The organism is Acidovorax sp. GW821-FHT10A04 (assembly GCF_059415825.1).
Window position 1 is genome coordinate 370,537 of record NZ_JBWKNZ010000005.1, and the last position, 15,669, is coordinate 386,205.

The following is a 15,669-nucleotide window of genomic DNA, read 5'->3' on the forward strand; positions in this document are numbered from 1 at the left end:
ATCAGTGAGCCTCCTCCTGCGTGGGCGCTGCGTCGGCGGGCCGATGCTTGCGAAAGGCGTCCGTGAGCGCCTGGATTTCCTCAACAGGGAACAGCAGACGCAAGCTGGCGGAGATTTCAAAGCGGTCATCCGCTCCGGACAGCTTCAGGAGCACCCCAAGCTTCTTAGCCTTTTCGATGGCACCTTCCATCTGCCGCCCAAACCGGGACATGTCGACGTTGTCGCTGCGCTCGTAAGCCTTGAGGTACTCCGTCATCTCCAACTGGTCGACGACCGCCCGCTCGGCCTGCGCATCCGAGTGAGTGAGTTTCTGGCGCAAGAACAGCAGCAGCACCGATTCGATGAAGCTCAGACTTTGCTTGCGCAGCAAGATTGGGACATCCACCTCATCGGAGACGACTTGGCGAGTGAAGGCCACCTTGGCCTCGTTGTCTACCACGAGTTCGAGGAAGATGTCGTGCAGGCGAGACTTGAGGTCCTTCTCGTACCGCTTGAACACTTCCCAGAGCTTCTCGTGACGCCGTGCGTCAAGCGACGGTCCCTGCAACAGGCGGACAAGGACGCGGCGGGCGGGCACCGGCAGGGTTCCGGTGTCGCCGGCAAACCGCACCTCGTTCTCCAAAGCAGCATCGTCTTGGTCCTCGGAACTGATGTCGAGGTCGTCTGGGTCCGTGTCAACGGGCGAATTCACGTTCTTTCTCCTTCAGAAAGTACACCGCCGGAACAACTGCACTGCGAGCCACGCAATCCATCCCTGTCCAGCTCACCTGCACGTTGCTGGGAGTGACGTGCCCATGCCGCAGCGCCAGGTAGATGTAGCCGACAACTGACCCCAAGCCTTGGGTTGCGGGGTAGACCCGCAGCAGTTCTTCAATGCCAACCACCTGAGACTGCTGAAGTCGCTCGTAGATGTTATGACGCAGGACGCCGAAGTCGATTTCGGAGTTGCGGACCATGTTTGCAATGTCCTGCAGACTCATGCTCGACTCCGGCGCATCCTCCATACCGCCCGGTGGAGCCTGGCCAGCCACGTCGAACAGTCGCCACTGGGACGCTGAGCGCAGCTGCGCAGTGGGCAGCCAGAGCGAAAACCCAACATCCTGGTTGGGTCGCAACCGCTCCTTGATGGCTAAAGCATCACGTTGCGACTCCCGCAGCACCGTGTTGAACCGGCGCTGCTCCAGGTACTCCCGGCTCTGGACAAAGGTCCGCAAGCTACGCGAGAAAGTCTGTAGCACCTCGTGCACGTTGCCCCCCTCATCCAGCAATCGGTTCGTGAGGTTGCGCAAGAAGCGCTTCTCACCGGCCCCGAGCTGGCTGGCAAAGTCCCGCGTGATCACCTCGGTCAACGATTCCGAGAAGATAGTCGACTGCTCGATGTCCGTGAGCAGCCGCCAAAACGCGTAAAAAGTCTTGCCGCCCGGCGTTTCACCGATTAAGTCCATGCCAGCAAATAGTTGCTCCAGGACTTGCCCCCGGCTGCCCTCGTTATTCAAGAGGTCAGCTCTCAATTGCCGATTGAGCTGGTCGAAGTCTTCCCGCACCCGGCGAAAGTCGGCCACCAGTTCGTCCGCCAAGCCGATGATGTCCCTAGCCCGCTCAAGCGCGCGCTCCGCCGACAGGGTTTCGACTACGCCCCGACCGACTTGCTCAAGCTCCCGGTCGATACGGGCACGCTCTGCCAACAACGCGGTTCGTCGGCTGGTGGGGTCAGGGTTGGTATCCTCTGCCAGCTTCGTGAGCTGCTGCATGACGGTGGCCAACCGGCTTTCCGTGGCCATCGCACGGGGCTGCAGGACCCCTTGCAGAAAGCGGATGGCGGTGAGCGCATCCGTCGTGAGCTCGTACAGCTCCTCCTGAGCACCAGGCGGCAGTCGTCGGGTAAGCCATCCTTCCGACAGCCACAGAGCCAAGTACGCCTGCGCCGTCTGCGCCATTTCCTCCCCAGACTGCTTGAGCTCCTGCAGTTCGCGCTGAAGCTTCTCGAGGAGGACCGAGGCGGGGACCACCTTTTCATCGCCCAGCAGCAAGTCCTGCAGGACACCCAGCACTAAAGGGGCTTTGTCTGAGGCCAGCAGCTTCCACAGGGGCTGCTCCCGCAACTGCCGCAGTTGGGCAATTTTCTTGAGTGAGCTCACCTATTCACCATCTCGGCTTCGGTGTCCCAGAAGAGAGCAACCCACCACTTGCGCAGATTCATCCTGGTGCACTCGGTCAAGTAGCGTTCGAATCGGAAACCCAGTTGCGCTTGCTCAGGGAGCTTGACCAGCATGACCAATCGGCTGGTGCGCTCCACCAACGACCTCACTGCACGGGCATTGCCTTCGCCCTTGATCAAGTCCCCTTCCCAATGCCCGGGGAACTGCCGGTCTTCGATCTCTGGAGGGCGCACATGGATGCTCAGCATGTCCGGGATCTGACCCCTGCGGTCCTTGCCCTTGCTGCGCGCCACGCGCTTGTTGTAGGCGTGGAGCAAGGTGGCGATCAGTTCTTTGTAGTGGTTGGGACGGGAGGGGTTGTGCATCTGCGGACCTTACAGTGGTGGCAGATGTTGAACTTCAGCCTTGAATCCGCCCCATTAAAAGAGATGATCGTAACCATTCGTATCGAAAGAACAAGGGATTTGTGTCACCTCCCCTGTTTGGGTGATGCAGCACTCGTCTGCGCCTTCTCCAGCATCCCTCGTCCAATCCCCACCCCCGACTCACTCCCACTCAATCGTCGCCGGCGGCTTGCTGCTCACGTCGTACGTCACGCGGTTGATGCCCCGCACCTCGTTGATGATGCGCCCCGACACTTTCTTGAGCAGGGCGTACGGCAGCTCGGCCCAGTCGGCGGTCATGAAGTCGCTGGTCTGCACGGCGCGCAGGGCGACCACGTAGTCATAAGTGCGGCCATCGCCCATCACGCCCACGCTCTTGACCGGCAGGAAGACGGTGAAGGCCTGGCTGGTGAGGTCGTACCAGGTCTTGCCGGTGGCTTCGTCGACGTGGTTGCGCAGCTCTTCGATGAAAATCGCGTCGGCGCGGCGCAGCAGGTCGGCGTATTCTTTCTTCACCTCGCCCAAAATGCGCACGCCCAGGCCGGGGCCGGGGAAGGGGTGGCGGTAGACCATTTCGGGCGGCAGGCCCAGGGCCACGCCGAGTTCGCGCACTTCGTCCTTGAACAGGTCGCGCAGGGGCTCCAGGAGCTTGAGGCCCAGCTGCTCGGGCAGACCGCCCACGTTGTGGTGGCTCTTGATGGTGACGGCCTTCTTGCTCTTGGCACCGCCGGATTCGATCACGTCGGGGTAGATGGTGCCCTGGGCCAGGAAGGTGGCGCCCTTGGCGCCTGCATTGCCTGCCTTGAGCTTGGCGGCCTCGGCCTTGAACACGTCGACGAACAGGCCGCCGATGATCTTGCGCTTGGCTTCGGGTTCGCTCACGCCGGCCAGCTTGCCCAGGAACAGGTCGCTGGCGTCCACGCGGATGACCTTGGCGTGCAGCTTGCCGACGAACATGTCCATGACCATGTCGCCTTCGTTCAGGCGCAGCAGGCCGTGGTCGACGAACACGCAGGTGAGCTGGTCGCCGATGGCGCGGTGGATGAGTGCTGCGGCCACGGACGAATCGACACCGCCCGACAGGCCGAGGATCACTTCCTCATTGCCCACCTGCTGGCGGATGAGTTCGACGGCTTCGGCGATGTGGTCGCGCATGACCCAGTCGGGGCGGGTGCCGCAGATGCCGAGCACGAAGCGGTCGAGCAGCGCCCTGCCCTGCACGGTGTGCGTGACTTCGGGGTGGAACTGCAGGGCGTAGAAGCGGCGCTCTTCGTCGGCCATGCCGGCGATGGGGCAGCTGTCGGTGCTGGCCATGAGCTTGAAGCCCGGGGGCAGCTCGGTGACCTTGTCGCCGTGGCTCATCCAGACGTTGAGCATGCCGTGGCCTTCGGGCGTGGTGAAGTCGGCAATGTCCTTGAGCAGCGCGGTGTGGCCGCGGGCGCGCACGGCGGCAAAGCCGAACTCGCGCTTGTGGCCGCCCTCGACCTTGCCGCCCAACTGGTGGGCCATGGTCTGCATGCCGTAGCAGATGCCGAGCACGGGCAGGCCGAGCTGGAAGACGGCTTCGGGCGCCTTGTCGGTGGTGTCTTCGTACACGCTGGCGTGGCTGCCCGACAGGATGATGCCCTTGAGCGAACCGTCCTTGGCGTAGTCGCGCACCCACTCGTCCGTCACGTCGCAGGGGTGCACTTCGCAGTACACGTTGGCTTCGCGCACGCGGCGGGCGATGAGCTGGGTGACTTGCGAGCCGAAATCGAGGATGAGGATTTTCTGGTGTTGCATGGCGTTGGGCGGCGGTTGGGGTGTTTACTTAAAGGCTGGAGAGGTCGAGAAGCGGTACGCCGCTGCGCTGGGCAGCGGCTGCCTGCGCGGCATCGAAAGTGGCCAGGGGCAGGCGCAGCGAGCGGGCCAGCCACAGGTAGGCGGCGTCGAAGGTGGGCAGGCCGGTGTCGAGCGCCACGTCCATCACGGCCTTGTGCTGGGCGGGGGCCAGCTCGTGCAGCTCCACGCGGTGGCGTATGGCTTCGAGCACGCCCCACAGGCCTTCGACCGATGCAGGCGGGATGCGGCCGCTGTGCACGCCGCTGCTGATGAGGTTGCTGCACTCCCACTGCCAGAGGTTGGGGGCCTGGGGCTCGACCTCGTCGCGGCGGATCAGGGTGTACAGGCGGCGCGTGTGCTCACTGGCCGCGTCGGGCAGCAGCCAGGCGGCGGTGACGGAGGCGTCGAGGACGAAGGCGGTCATGCGGCGCTCCGGCCTTTTCGGCGCAGGTTGTCGGGGCTGGCCGCATCGGCCACGGGGTGGATGCTGGCGTGCAGCGCGTCGATCTGGCCCAGCTCGCGGGCAATCTGCTCGTCGGTGATGACGGGGCGGCGGCGCACGGGCAGCAGGCGCACCACCTCTTTGCCGTGGCGGGTGATGCGCACTTCCTCGCCCTGCTCGACCAGCTCGATCAGGGCGGAGAACCTGCTCTTGGCTTCGTAGATGCCGACGGACTGCATGGATGCGCGGACCCCCAAAAAGAAAAAGTCTGGCCTGAATGGTGAATTCAGACCAGACTATATCATTCTGACCAGATATTTTCAATCAGGCCAGATTAGGTGATTCACCTTCAGTCAGCGCGGTAGTTGGGCGCTTCCTTGGTGATCTGCACGTCGTGCACGTGGCTTTCGCGGATGCCGGCGGTGGTGATCTCGACGAACTCGGCCTTGTTGTTCATGTCGTCGATGGTGGCGCAACCGCAGTAGCCCATGGCGGCGCGCACGCCACCGGCCATCTGGAAGACGATGGAGACCATGGAGCCCTTGTAGGGCACGCGGCCTTCGATGCCTTCGGGCACGAGCTTGTCGGCATTGGGGTTGCCGGTGGTCGATTCCTGGAAGTAGCGGTCGGCGCTGCCCTGCTGCATGGCGCCGATGCTGCCCATGCCGCGGTAGCTCTTGTAGCTGCGGCCCTGGTACAGGATGACTTCGCCGGGCGCCTCTTCGGTGCCCGCGAACATGCCGCCCATCATGATGGTGCTGGCGCCTGCGGCGAGGGCCTTGGCGATGTCGCCGCTGTAGCGCACGCCGCCGTCCGCGATCAGCGGCACGCCGGTGCCTCGCAGGGCGGTGGCCACGTTGTCGATCGCCATGATCTGGGGCACGCCCACACCGGCCACGATGCGCGTGGTGCAGATGGAGCCAGGGCCGATACCGACCTTGACCGCATCGGCACCGGCTTCGACCAGCGCCAGCGCGGCCGCGCCGGTGGCGATGTTGCCGCCGATGACGTCGATCTGCGGGTAGTTTTGCTTGACCCAGCGCACGCGCTCGATCACGCCCTTGCTGTGGCCGTGGGCGGTGTCGACCACGATGGCGTCGACACCGGCCTTGACCAGGGCTTCGACACGCTCTTCGGTGCCCTCGCCCACGCCGACGGCTGCGCCCACGCGCAGGCGGCCCGAGGCGTCGCGTGCGGCGTTGGGGAAGCTGGTCTGCTTGGTGATGTCCTTGACGGTGATCACGCCCTTGAGCTCAAAGGCGTCGTTCACGACCAGGATGCGCTCGAGCTTGTGCTTGTTGAGCAGCGCCTTGGCTTCGGCCGGCGTGGTGCCGTCCTTTTCGTTGACGGTGACCAGCTTTTCGCGCGGGGTCATGATCTGGTGGACCTTGACGTCGTAGCGCGTCTCGAAGCGCAGGTCGCGGCCGGTGACGATGCCCACCACCTTGCCACCGTCGCACACCGGGAAGCCCGAGATGCCCAGTTGCTCGGACAGCTGCAGCACCTGCAGCACGGTGTGCTCGGGGGTGATGACCACGGGGTCGCGCAGCACGCCGGATTCGTAGCGCTTGACCTTGGCCACCTGGGCGGCCTGCTCCTGCGGCGTGAGGTTCTTGTGCACGATGCCGATGCCGCCCTCCTGGGCAATGGCAATGGCCAGGCGCGCCTCGGTCACGGTGTCCATGGCGGCGGACACAAGGGGCAGGTTCAGCTGGATGTTACGGGAGAGTTTCGTCGCGAGGGACGTGTCCTTGGGCAGGACCTGGGAGTACGCTGGCACCAGCAACACATCGTCGAAGGTGAGCGCTTTTCCAAGAAGGCGCATGAGAAAGCTCCAAAAGACGGATTGTACCCGCGTCCGTGCGGCGCTGCAGTGCAGGCCCGCCCATCCCGCGCGGCATGGCTGGGCGTCCACCCATCCGCCTGCACTGGCGGCAGACTTGTTGCACGGCTAAACTTGCCTGTATGAAATTGCACAAGATTGTTTTGCTGGCCGTCGCCTGTACCTGGGCGATGGGTGCTGCCGCCCAATGGCAGTGGATCGACAAGGACGGCCGCAAGGTCTTCAGCGACCGGCCGCCACCGCAGGACATTCCGGAAAAGAACATGCTCAAGCAGCCGAGCTATGGCGCCCCACGGGTGACCACGCCGGCGGCCAGCGCGCCGGCGACCGCCGCAGCCTCTGGCGTCGCCGCGGCCCCCGCTGCACCAGCCAGCGCAGCTGCCGCCAGCGGCAAGGACAAGGAACTGGAGAAGCGCAAGGCCGAGGCCGAGGCCGCCGAAGCCGCCAAGAAGAAGGCCGAAGACGACAAGGTCGCCAAAGCCAAGGCCGAGAACTGCACGCAGGCGCGCGCCGCCAAGACCATGTACGAATCGGGTACGCCGGTGCGGCAGACCAATGCCCAGGGCGAGCGTGTGTTCCTGGAGCAGGCGCAGCGCGATGCCGAGGTCAAACGCATCAACGGGATCATCGCCTCCGACTGCAAACGCTGAAAGCGGGCGTTCCGTGGCAAAAAAACGGCGCCCAGGGCGCCGTTTTTGTTTCATTTAGTATCCTGATTTGCCGCCCGGCCGCTGCCGCGCAAAGAGGCCGGTGGCCCGTGCGCCCTGGCGCGCAAAGCGTTCGCGGCGCGCCACCTTGGGGTCCACCAGCAGGCCCCGGTACAGCTCCACCCGGTCCTGGTCCTTGAGCATGGTGGTCTCGGGCAGCACGCGGCCCCAGATGCCGCAGACCATGCCCTCGCGCTGCGCAGCCATGGGCCCAGCGGCCTGCAGGGCATCCGCCAGGGTGCTGTCGGCGGGCAATTGCAGCGTGCATTCGCTTACCTGGCGTGGCGCCAGCGAAACCACCACCGTGATCTGCATCAGCCCCGGTGCCGGCGGGGCCGCCCCGTCAGCCATACACCTGCTCCGCGCGCTTCACGAAGGCATCGACCATGCTGCCCGCGATGCGGTCGAACACGGGGCCCACCAGCGCGGCCAGGGCGGCGTTGTCGAAGCCGTAGTTCAGGCTCAGCTCGACCTTGCAGGCGCGCTGGCTGCCGTCGCCCACGGGTTGGAAGTGCCAGTCGCCGTCGAGCTGCGAGAACGGGCCCTTGACCAGGCGCATCTGCACGCGCCGACCCGCCTCGTGCGTGTTGCGCGTGACAAAGGTCTTGTGGATGCCGCCAAAGGCAATGCCGACCTCGGCCGTCATGCCCTCATCCGACTGCTCCAGCACGGTGGCGCTGTCGCACCAGGGCAGGAACTCGGGGTACTTGGCGACCCCCGTGACCAGGGCGAACATTTCTTCGGGGCTGTACCAGATGAGGACGGACTTGTTGACGGTTTTCATGCAGGAAGGGGGTTCTGGTCGGGACCATCGCAGGATGAGAGTGATCGGCCAGAGAACATCAGGGACTCACACCCTAAAATGACAGACTCGAGACCAACATTGTAGGGAGGCCTTTTATCTCCTCATTTGCGCCTCAATTAATAACCCATGGCCAAGAAACCCGATCCAACCGCCCGCATTGCCGATAACAAGAAGGCGGCCTACAACTATTTCTTCGAAGAACGCCACGAGGCAGGCATGGTCCTGTACGGCTGGGAAGTGAAGGCACTGCGCGAAGGCAAGGTGCAGCTGACCGATGGCTACGTGATCATCCGCGATGGCGAGCTGTTCCTGCTGGGCTGCCAGATCAACCCGCTCAAGACCGCTTCGACCCACGTCAACCCCGATGCCATCCGCACCAAGAAGCTGCTGCTCAAGAAGGATGACATCAAGCACCTGATCATCAAGGTCGAGCAAAAGGGCTACACGCTGGTGCCGCTGAACCTGCACTGGAAGAACGGCTACGTGAAGTGCGAGGTGGCCCTGGCCAAGGGCAAGGCCGAGCACGACAAGCGCGACACCATCAAGGACCGCGAAGGCAAGCGCGAAGTCGAGCGCGCGATGAAGAGTCGCAACCGCTGACGCCTGGCAGACAGGTTCTTCCAGTTTTTTTCATGCGCGGTGGAATAAACCACTGCGCCCCGGTGTTGGTGGAGGTGCTGGGCGGCGTTGGCCGTTGCATGCAAACCCCTCTTCTTCCACCTGGAGAAACCATGAAAAAGATCCTGTCCATCGCTGCGTTCCTGGCCGTTGCCGGCTGCTCCTCCATGGCCGCCGACGGCCCCGTGAAAACCATGGATGGCGTGCTCGTGGGCGCCGGCGGCATGACGCTGTACACCTTCGACCGCGACACCGCGGGCAGTGGCAAGTCGGTGTGCAACGGCCCCTGCGCCACCAACTGGCCGCCGCTGATGGCGGACAAGGCCCCCGGCGCCGACTACAGCGTGGTCACGCGCGACGATGGCAAGACCCAGCTGGCCTACAAGGGCAAGCCGCTGTACTACTGGGTCAAGGACACCAAGCCGGGCGACAAGACCGGCGATGGCGTGAACCAGGTCTGGCGCACGGCCAAGCCCTGATCGGAGCGCCCCGCTGGTATGAACCGCACCCAGGTTGTCGAGCAGTTGCCCGCATTGCGCCGCTATGCGCGCGTGCTCACGGGCGATGCCTGGGCGGCCGACGACCTGGTGCAGGACACGCTGGAGCGGGCCTGCAGCAAATGGCTGCTGTGGCGCACCGGCAGCGACCTGCGGGCCTGGTTGTTCACGCTGATGCACAACCTGTACCTCAACCAATTGCGCGCCCGGCCACCCTTGCCCCACCTGGATGTGGATGAGCTGCACGACAGCCTGCAAGCCAGCGCCGGCCTGGGCGACGACGCGCTGGACCTGGAGCGTTGCCTGCAGCGCCTGCCGCCCGAGCAGCGCGCCGTGCTGCTGCTGGTGACGCTGGAGGACATGGACTATGGCGACACGGCGCGCATCCTGGGCATTCCCGTGGGCACGGTGATGTCGCGCCTGTCGCGCGCGCGCAGCCGCCTGCGCCTGCTGATGGAGCGCGCCCCTGCCGCCCCCGCCGGCAACCACGCCGACCCCGATGCACCCACCGGCCAGCCAACCCCCTTGCGCCGCCTCAAATAAATGAAGCCCGAGCGCCAGCCCGCCATGGACAAGCACCCACACCACCACCCTGCCCCACCCGCCGACGATGAAGCCGCATGGCACGCGCTGGTGGATGGCCGCTTGTCGCCCGCGGAGGCGGCCGCACTGCGCCAGCGGCTTGAAAGCCAGGCGGGGGCCGAAGAAACCCTGGCGCAGTGGCAGCAGCAGCGCCAACAGCTGCGCGCCCTGCACCAGGGCCTGCTGGCCGAGCCCGTGCCCGAGGCCCTGGTGGCCGCTGCGCTGCGCACCTCGGCGCGCAGGGAGCGGCAGGACCAATGGTGGCGCTGGGGCGGCATGGCGGCGTCGGTGCTGCTGGCGTTTGCACTGGGCTGGACCGGGCGCAGCCTGTGGCCCGGCATGGCCAGCCCCCCAGCGCCCACGCTGGCACTGGCCAGCACCACCACCGCACAACACTTTGCCCAGCAGGCGGCCGTGGCGCATGCGGTGTACCAACCCGAAGTGCGCCACCCCGTGGAGGTGCCGGCCGCGCAGCAGGAGCACCTGGTGCAGTGGCTTTCCAAGCGGCTCGGGCGCCCGCTCAAGCTGCCCGTGCTGGCAGACGAGGGCTACGAGCTCATGGGTGGCCGGCTGCTGCCCGGCGAGGCTGGTGCGCGCGCGCAGTTCATGTACCAGAACGGCCAGGGCGAGCGCATCACGCTGTACCTGGGCGCCGTCGCGGTGGGCAAGCCCGGCGCGGCAACGGCCGCAGCGAAGAAGCCCGATGCCGGAGAAACCGCCTTCCAGTTCACCAGCGAAGGCCCGGTCCCGGGCTTTTACTGGGTGGACCAGGGCTTTGGCTATGCGCTCAGCGGCCAGCTGTCACGCCAGCAACTGCTGGTATTGGCGTCGGCGGTGTACCGGCAGCTCTAGCGTTTCTTCTACGGAGCCGCTTTCAGCCGTATCAGGCCAGTGCGGCCAGGGGGTGCGAGTGCGCGGGCCAGGGGCTGGCGAAGAACGGCGCCACCATCGCGGGCGTGACGTCTTCGATGCGCGCGGGGTTCCACTTCGGCGCATGGTCCTTGTCCACGGCCAGGGCGCGGATGCCCTCCACCGTTTCGCTCTGGCCGGGGCGCAGGTAAAAGCAGTGGCGCACCATGTCGCGCTCCATGCGCAGGTCATCGGCCAGGCCCATGCCGCGGGCGCGGCGGATCTGCTCGAGCACCACGTGCAGCATCAGCGGGGAGCGCTTGCGCAGCGTGGCGGCGGTGGCGCGTGACCAGTCGGAATCGGCGGCTTCGAGCGCGCGCACGATCTCGCCCACGGTAGGCCGGGCAAAGTAGGCATCGGCCTGCGCCAGCGCGGCCGGCACGCCCTGGTTCTTGGGCAGCAGGTGCGAGACTACGAAGGCCTTGACGGCGTTGGCATCGGCAAACGGCTGCGTGCCCAGGGCCTCCCACACGGGGGCCTGCTGGTCCACGGGGATGCAGCCATCGGCCAGGTTGCAGGCCACGGCCGCATCGGCACCGATGGTGTCGCCCGTGAGCGCCAGCCACTCGCCCGCACTGCCGGGGCAGCGGGCCAGGAAGTAGCCGCCGCCCACGTCGGGGAACAGGCCGATGGCCGTCTCGGGCATGGCCATCTTCGTGCGCTCGGTCACCACGCGCAATGCGGCGCCCTGGCTGATGCCCATGCCACCGCCCATGACGATGCCGTCCATGAAGGCGATGTAGGGCTTGGCGTAGTTGTGGATCAGGTGGTTGAGCGCGTATTCCTCGGTGAAGAAGTCCTCGAGCTGCGGGTTGCCCTGGCTGCCGGCCTGGTGCAAAAAGCGGATGTCGCCACCGGCGCAGAAGGCACCGAAAGGGCCTTCCTTGTTGCTGCCGCGGATGGCCACGGCCAGCACCGCGTCATCGTGCTGCCAGGCGAGCAGGATGGCCATGAGATCGCGCACCATGCCCAAAGAGAGCGCGTTGAGCGCGCGCGGGCGGTTCAGCGTGATGAAGCCCACCTGGCCGCGCACCTCGCTGAGCACCTCGGGGGCTGCTGCTGCGGCTGCTGCCGTATTCGTTGTCGTCTCCGTCATTGTTGTTCCTTCCAAGCCAATAGTTCATTGAAAACCAGTGCGCCGATCACCAGCGCGCCACCCGCCAGCACGGCGGCCCCGGGCTCCTCGCCCGCACCCAGCCACGCCAGCAAAATACCAAAGATCACTTCCAGCAGGCTCAGCAGCGCGATCTCGGGTGCCTTGAGCACCTGGCCGCAACGCACTGCCAGCACGCAGGGGATGGCCAGTTGCACCACGCCCAGCAAGGCCAGCAGCCCCAGGTCGTGCGCCGAGGCCTCGAACGGCAAGGCCAGCGGCAGCGTGGCCACGACCGAAAGCACTGCGCCCACCAGCACGGCAGGCACCAGGTCCACCTGGTGCCCGTGGCGCTGGGAATGCTGCACCACCGTCCAGTTCACGGCACCGGCAATCGGCACGCACAACGCGACCAGCGTGCCCACCAGGGGCAGCCCCGCCATCTGCGCGCCGTACATCCAGGCAATGCCCAGGCCGGCCACGCCAATGGCCACCCAGGTGCGGGGCGCGATGTGGTGGCAGATGAAGATGCGCGCCAGCAACGCCGTGAGCAGCGGCGCCACGGCCATGGTGACCAGCACGTTGGCCACGGGCATGAGCAGGATGGCCACCATGAAGGCGGTGAACATCACAGCCCAGCACAGGCCGGCGATCCACAGCGCCACGCCGCTTTTGCGCATGGATGCGAACACCGCCCGCCCCTGCAGCGCAGGCAGTATCACCAGCAATGCCGCCAGCGTGAACAGGCTGCGCCAGAAGGTGACCTCGAAGCTGCGTGCCGCCTCCAGGTGGCGCGTGACGACGCCGGCGATGGACCACATCAGGGTCACCACCACCATCAGGGCCACGGCACGGGAATGCGTGAGCTTCAGCAAGGGCATCGGGGATACGGGGGCATCAACATGGCAAAAAGGGCCACAGCGTAACAGCAGTGGCCCTTCAGGCGGCAGGCGGGGGCGCACGGCCCCCCTCATGCCATCAGCGACTCAGGCAGCTCAGGAACGGCCTGCGCGCTTGCGCTCGTTCTCGGTCAGGTGGCGCTTGCGGATGCGGATCGACTTGGGCGTGATCTCGACCAGTTCGTCGTCCTCGATGAACTCCACGGCGTATTCGAGCGTGGCGTCGATGGGCGGCGTGATCTTGATCGCGTCTTCCTTGCCGGACACGCGGAAGTTGGTCAGCTGCTTGGTACGCGTGGCGTTCACCACCAGGTCGTTGTCGCGGCTGTGGATGCCGACGATCATGCCTTCGTACACGGGATCGTTGGCCTTCACGAACATGCGGCCACGGTCGTCGAGCTTGCCCAGGGCGTAGGTGAAGATTTCACCGTCGTCCATGGAGATCAGCACGCCGTTCTTGCGGCCGCCGATGTCGCCCTTGTGCGGCTCGTAGCTGTCGAAGATGTTACTGATCAGGCCCGAGCCACGCGTCAGGTTCAGGAATTCGTTGGTGAAGCCGATCAGGCCACGCGCAGGGATGCGGTACTCCAGGCGCACGCGGCCACGGCCGTCCGGCTCCATGTTCACCAGCTCGCCCTTGCGCTCGCCCAGGGCCTGCATCACGCCGCCCTGGTGGCCTTCTTCGATGTCGGCCGTCACCAGCTCGATAGGCTCGTGCTTTTCGCCGTTCACGTCGCGGAACACGACGCGGGGCTTGGACACGGCCAATTCATAGCCTTCGCGGCGCATGTTTTCCAGCAGGATGGTCAGGTGCAATTCGCCGCGACCCATGACTTCGAAGATACCTTCTTCGTCGGTTTCCTTCACGCGCAGGGCCACGTTGTGCTGCAGTTCCTTTTGCAGGCGGTCCCAGATCTGGCGGCTGGTCACGAACTTGCCTTCACGGCCTGCCAGTGGCGAGGTGTTCACGCAGAAGTTCATGGTCAGCGTGGGCTCGTCCACCTTGAGCATGGGCAGCGGCGAGGGGTTGGCAGGGTCGGTGATGGTCACGCCGATGCCGATGTCTTCGATGCCGTTGATCAGCACGATGTCGCCCGGGCCGGCCAGCGGCGTCTGCATGCGATCGAGGCCCTGGAAAGTCAGCACCTGGTTGACACGGCCCTTGACGGCCTTGCCATCGGGACCTTCCATGACGACCACGTCCATCATGGGCTTGATGGTGCCCTGGCTGATGCGGCCCACGCCGATGCGGCCCACGAAGGTGGAGAAATCCAGCGCCGAGATCTGCAGCTGCAGCGGAGCAGCCGGGTCGCCCGAGTTCGGGGGAACGTGCTTGAGGATGGTGTTGAACAGGGCCGACATGTCGGGGCCCCACTGCTCGCCAGGTGCGCCTTCTTCGAGCGACGACCAGCCGTTGATGCCCGAGGCGTAGACCACGGGGAAGTCGAGCTGCTCGTCGGTGGCACCCAGCTTGTCGAACAGGTCGAAAGCGGCGTTCACCACCTTGTCGGGGTTGGCACCGGGCTTGTCCACCTTGTTCACGACCAGGATGGGGCGCAGGCCCAGGGCCAGGGCCTTCTTGGTCACGAAGCGCGTCTGGGGCATGGGGCCCTCTTGCGCGTCGATCAGCAACACCACGCTGTCCACCATGGACAGGGCGCGCTCCACTTCACCGCCGAAGTCCGCGTGACCGGGGGTGTCCACGATGTTGATGTGGGTGCCTTCCCAGCTCACGGCACAGTTCTTGGCCAGGATCGTGATGCCACGCTCTTTTTCGATCGCGTTGTTGTCCATCACCGTGTCGACCACCTTTTCGTGGTCAGCGAAAGTGCCGGACTGGCGCAGCAATTGGTCCACCATGGTGGTCTTGCCATGGTCAACGTGGGCGATGATGGCGATGTTGCGGATCTGTTTAGTCATAGTTTTTCCAATGTGCCGCTGGCTTGCAGGTGCGGCGTACCTTCCAAAATTTGTTGAATTTCCAGCGGACTCAGGAGCCTGTCGGGCACCAGCTCCCCGCCCACGATGTGGCCCACCCCCAGCAGTGCCGGGGGATTGTCGCCAAACACTGCCACGGCCCCGGCATCGGGCCAGGTACCACGGCGGCGCACGCCCGACAGGAAACGAGCAGCATTCTCGCTGTCCAGCGTGACACGCACGTGCTGCGCCAGCAGGGATTCGGGCGGCTCCAGCTGTTCGAGCCGCGCCCCCTCTTCCATGGCTTCGAGCTGCGCCAGCGTGACGCAGCGCTCCACGCCGATACCACCGGTATCGATGCGGCGCAAAAACGTCAGGTGCGCGCCGAAGCCCAGCGCAGCCCCCACGTCCTCACCCAGGGTGCGGATATAGGTGCCCTTGCTGCACTGCACCACCATTTTAAGGGCGATGGCATCCGGATTGTCCGCCAGCAGTGTGAGGGAAAGCGAATGGATCACCACGTCGCGTGCCGGCCGCTCCACCTCGATGCCAGCGCGCGCGTATTCGTACAGTGCCTTGCCGTCCTTCTTGAGGGCGCTGTGCATGGGCGGCACCTGCTGGATGGGACCGGTGAACTGCTGCTGCACGGCGGCCAGGCGCTCGGGCGTGAGTTCGGCCAGCACCACGGGGCGGCGTTCGATCACGTCGCCCTCGGCATCGCCGGTGGTGGTGGTCACGCCCAGCAGGGCCACGGCTTCGTAGGTCTTGGGGGCATCGAGCTGCAGCTGGCTGAACTTGGTGGCAGCACCAAAGCACAGCGGCAGCACGCCGGTGGCCAGCGGATCGAGCGTGCCGGTATGGCCCGCCTTTTCGGCGCGCAGCAGCCATTTCGCCTTCTGCAAGGCGTCGTTGCTCGACAGGCCGAGCGGTTTGTCCAGCAGCAACACCCCGTGCACAGGGCGCCGCTGCACCCTGGTGCGAGGCGCGTGCATGG

The 15,669-nt window shown here is 65.4% G+C and carries 17 protein-coding genes and 1 pseudogene; 5 read left to right on the forward strand and 13 right to left on the reverse strand.

Features of this window, described 5'->3' with window-relative positions; genetic code table 11:
- Position 1: 1 nt before the first annotated feature.
- The 7 genes and pseudogenes from AC07PF_RS13965 to guaB form a co-directional block, all read right to left on the reverse strand.
- Complete coding sequence (locus AC07PF_RS13965; protein ID WP_494612267.1) at positions 2-691, reverse strand: DUF4194 domain-containing protein; 690 nt, start codon at positions 689-691, stop codon at positions 2-4.
- Positions 675-2,138, reverse strand: a complete 1,464-nt coding sequence (locus tag AC07PF_RS13970; RefSeq protein WP_494612268.1) for a DUF3375 domain-containing protein — start codon at positions 2,136-2,138, stop codon at positions 675-677. Before AC07PF_RS13970 ends, AC07PF_RS13965 begins: the two co-directional genes overlap by 17 nt.
- 119 nt (positions 2,139-2,257) lie before the next feature.
- Positions 2,258-2,494, reverse strand: a pseudogene (locus AC07PF_RS13975) (IS30 family transposase); the annotation flags it as partial.
- A gap of 210 nt (positions 2,495-2,704) precedes the next feature.
- Positions 2,705-4,324, reverse strand: a complete 1,620-nt coding sequence (gene guaA, locus AC07PF_RS13980) for a glutamine-hydrolyzing GMP synthase (RefSeq protein ID WP_494612269.1) — start codon at positions 4,322-4,324, stop codon at positions 2,705-2,707.
- A gap of 28 nt (positions 4,325-4,352) precedes the next feature.
- Entirely contained in the window at positions 4,353-4,787 is a 435-nt protein-coding gene (locus AC07PF_RS13985) for a type II toxin-antitoxin system VapC family toxin (RefSeq protein ID WP_145697482.1), read from the reverse strand.
- Positions 4,784-5,044 (reverse strand): type II toxin-antitoxin system Phd/YefM family antitoxin, encoded by a 261-nt coding sequence (locus AC07PF_RS13990; RefSeq protein WP_494612270.1) that lies wholly within the window; start codon positions 5,042-5,044, stop codon positions 4,784-4,786. Before AC07PF_RS13990 ends, AC07PF_RS13985 begins: the two co-directional genes overlap by 4 nt.
- Positions 5,045-5,154: 110 nt before the next feature.
- Complete coding sequence (gene guaB, locus AC07PF_RS13995) at positions 5,155-6,630, reverse strand: IMP dehydrogenase (protein WP_035204648.1); 1,476 nt, start codon at positions 6,628-6,630, stop codon at positions 5,155-5,157.
- A 140-nt stretch (positions 6,631-6,770) separates the two neighbouring features.
- Here guaB and AC07PF_RS14000 point away from each other — a divergent pair, with 140 nt between their 5' ends.
- The gene (locus AC07PF_RS14000) at positions 6,771-7,298 is read left to right on the forward strand and encodes a DUF4124 domain-containing protein (RefSeq protein ID WP_494612271.1); all 528 of its coding nucleotides are present in this window, start codon (positions 6,771-6,773) and stop codon (positions 7,296-7,298) included.
- Positions 7,299-7,352: 54 nt separating this feature from the next.
- On the opposite strand, the gene AC07PF_RS14005 is transcribed toward AC07PF_RS14000, so the two are convergent.
- A complete protein-coding gene (locus AC07PF_RS14005; RefSeq protein WP_494612272.1) occupies positions 7,353-7,706 on the reverse strand; it encodes an RnfH family protein in 354 nt (117 codons plus the stop codon).
- A complete protein-coding gene (locus AC07PF_RS14010; protein WP_007856985.1) occupies positions 7,699-8,139 on the reverse strand; it encodes a type II toxin-antitoxin system RatA family toxin in 441 nt (146 codons plus the stop codon). The genes AC07PF_RS14005 and AC07PF_RS14010 overlap by 8 nt, the downstream gene beginning before the upstream one ends.
- A gap of 147 nt (positions 8,140-8,286) precedes the next feature.
- Here AC07PF_RS14010 and smpB point away from each other — a divergent pair, with 147 nt between their 5' ends.
- From smpB to AC07PF_RS14030, 4 genes are all read left to right on the forward strand, one after another.
- On the forward strand, positions 8,287-8,760 hold the full coding sequence (gene smpB / locus AC07PF_RS14015; protein WP_007856984.1) for an SsrA-binding protein SmpB: 474 nt from the start codon (positions 8,287-8,289) through the stop codon (positions 8,758-8,760).
- Positions 8,761-8,891: 131 nt separating this feature from the next.
- The gene (locus AC07PF_RS14020; RefSeq protein WP_494612273.1) at positions 8,892-9,257 is read left to right on the forward strand and encodes a COG4315 family predicted lipoprotein; all 366 of its coding nucleotides are present in this window, start codon (positions 8,892-8,894) and stop codon (positions 9,255-9,257) included.
- A gap of 18 nt (positions 9,258-9,275) precedes the next feature.
- Positions 9,276-9,818 carry an RNA polymerase sigma factor gene (locus tag AC07PF_RS14025; protein ID WP_494608451.1) on the forward strand — a complete coding sequence of 181 codons (543 nt, stop codon included), beginning with the start codon at positions 9,276-9,278 and terminating at the stop codon, positions 9,816-9,818.
- 24 nt (positions 9,819-9,842) lie between these two features.
- Positions 9,843-10,709 carry an anti-sigma factor family protein gene (locus tag AC07PF_RS14030; RefSeq protein WP_494612274.1) on the forward strand — a complete coding sequence of 289 codons (867 nt, stop codon included), beginning with the start codon at positions 9,843-9,845 and terminating at the stop codon, positions 10,707-10,709.
- 31 nt (positions 10,710-10,740) lie between these two features.
- On the opposite strand, the gene AC07PF_RS14035 is transcribed toward AC07PF_RS14030, so the two are convergent.
- From AC07PF_RS14035 to truB, 4 genes are all read right to left on the reverse strand, one after another.
- Positions 10,741-11,862: an enoyl-CoA hydratase/isomerase family protein gene (locus AC07PF_RS14035; protein ID WP_494612275.1), complete on the reverse strand. Its 1,122-nt coding sequence runs from the start codon at positions 11,860-11,862 to the stop codon at positions 10,741-10,743.
- Positions 11,859-12,740 carry a DMT family transporter gene (locus AC07PF_RS14040; protein WP_494612276.1) on the reverse strand — a complete coding sequence of 294 codons (882 nt, stop codon included), beginning with the start codon at positions 12,738-12,740 and terminating at the stop codon, positions 11,859-11,861. Before AC07PF_RS14040 ends, AC07PF_RS14035 begins: the two co-directional genes overlap by 4 nt.
- Before the next feature lie 114 nt (positions 12,741-12,854).
- Positions 12,855-14,678, reverse strand: a complete 1,824-nt coding sequence (gene typA, locus AC07PF_RS14045) for a translational GTPase TypA (RefSeq protein ID WP_494608455.1) — start codon at positions 14,676-14,678, stop codon at positions 12,855-12,857.
- Positions 14,675-15,667: a tRNA pseudouridine(55) synthase TruB gene (gene truB / locus AC07PF_RS14050; RefSeq protein WP_494612277.1), complete on the reverse strand. Its 993-nt coding sequence runs from the start codon at positions 15,665-15,667 to the stop codon at positions 14,675-14,677. Before truB ends, typA begins: the two co-directional genes overlap by 4 nt.
- Positions 15,668-15,669: the final 2 nt, after the last annotated feature.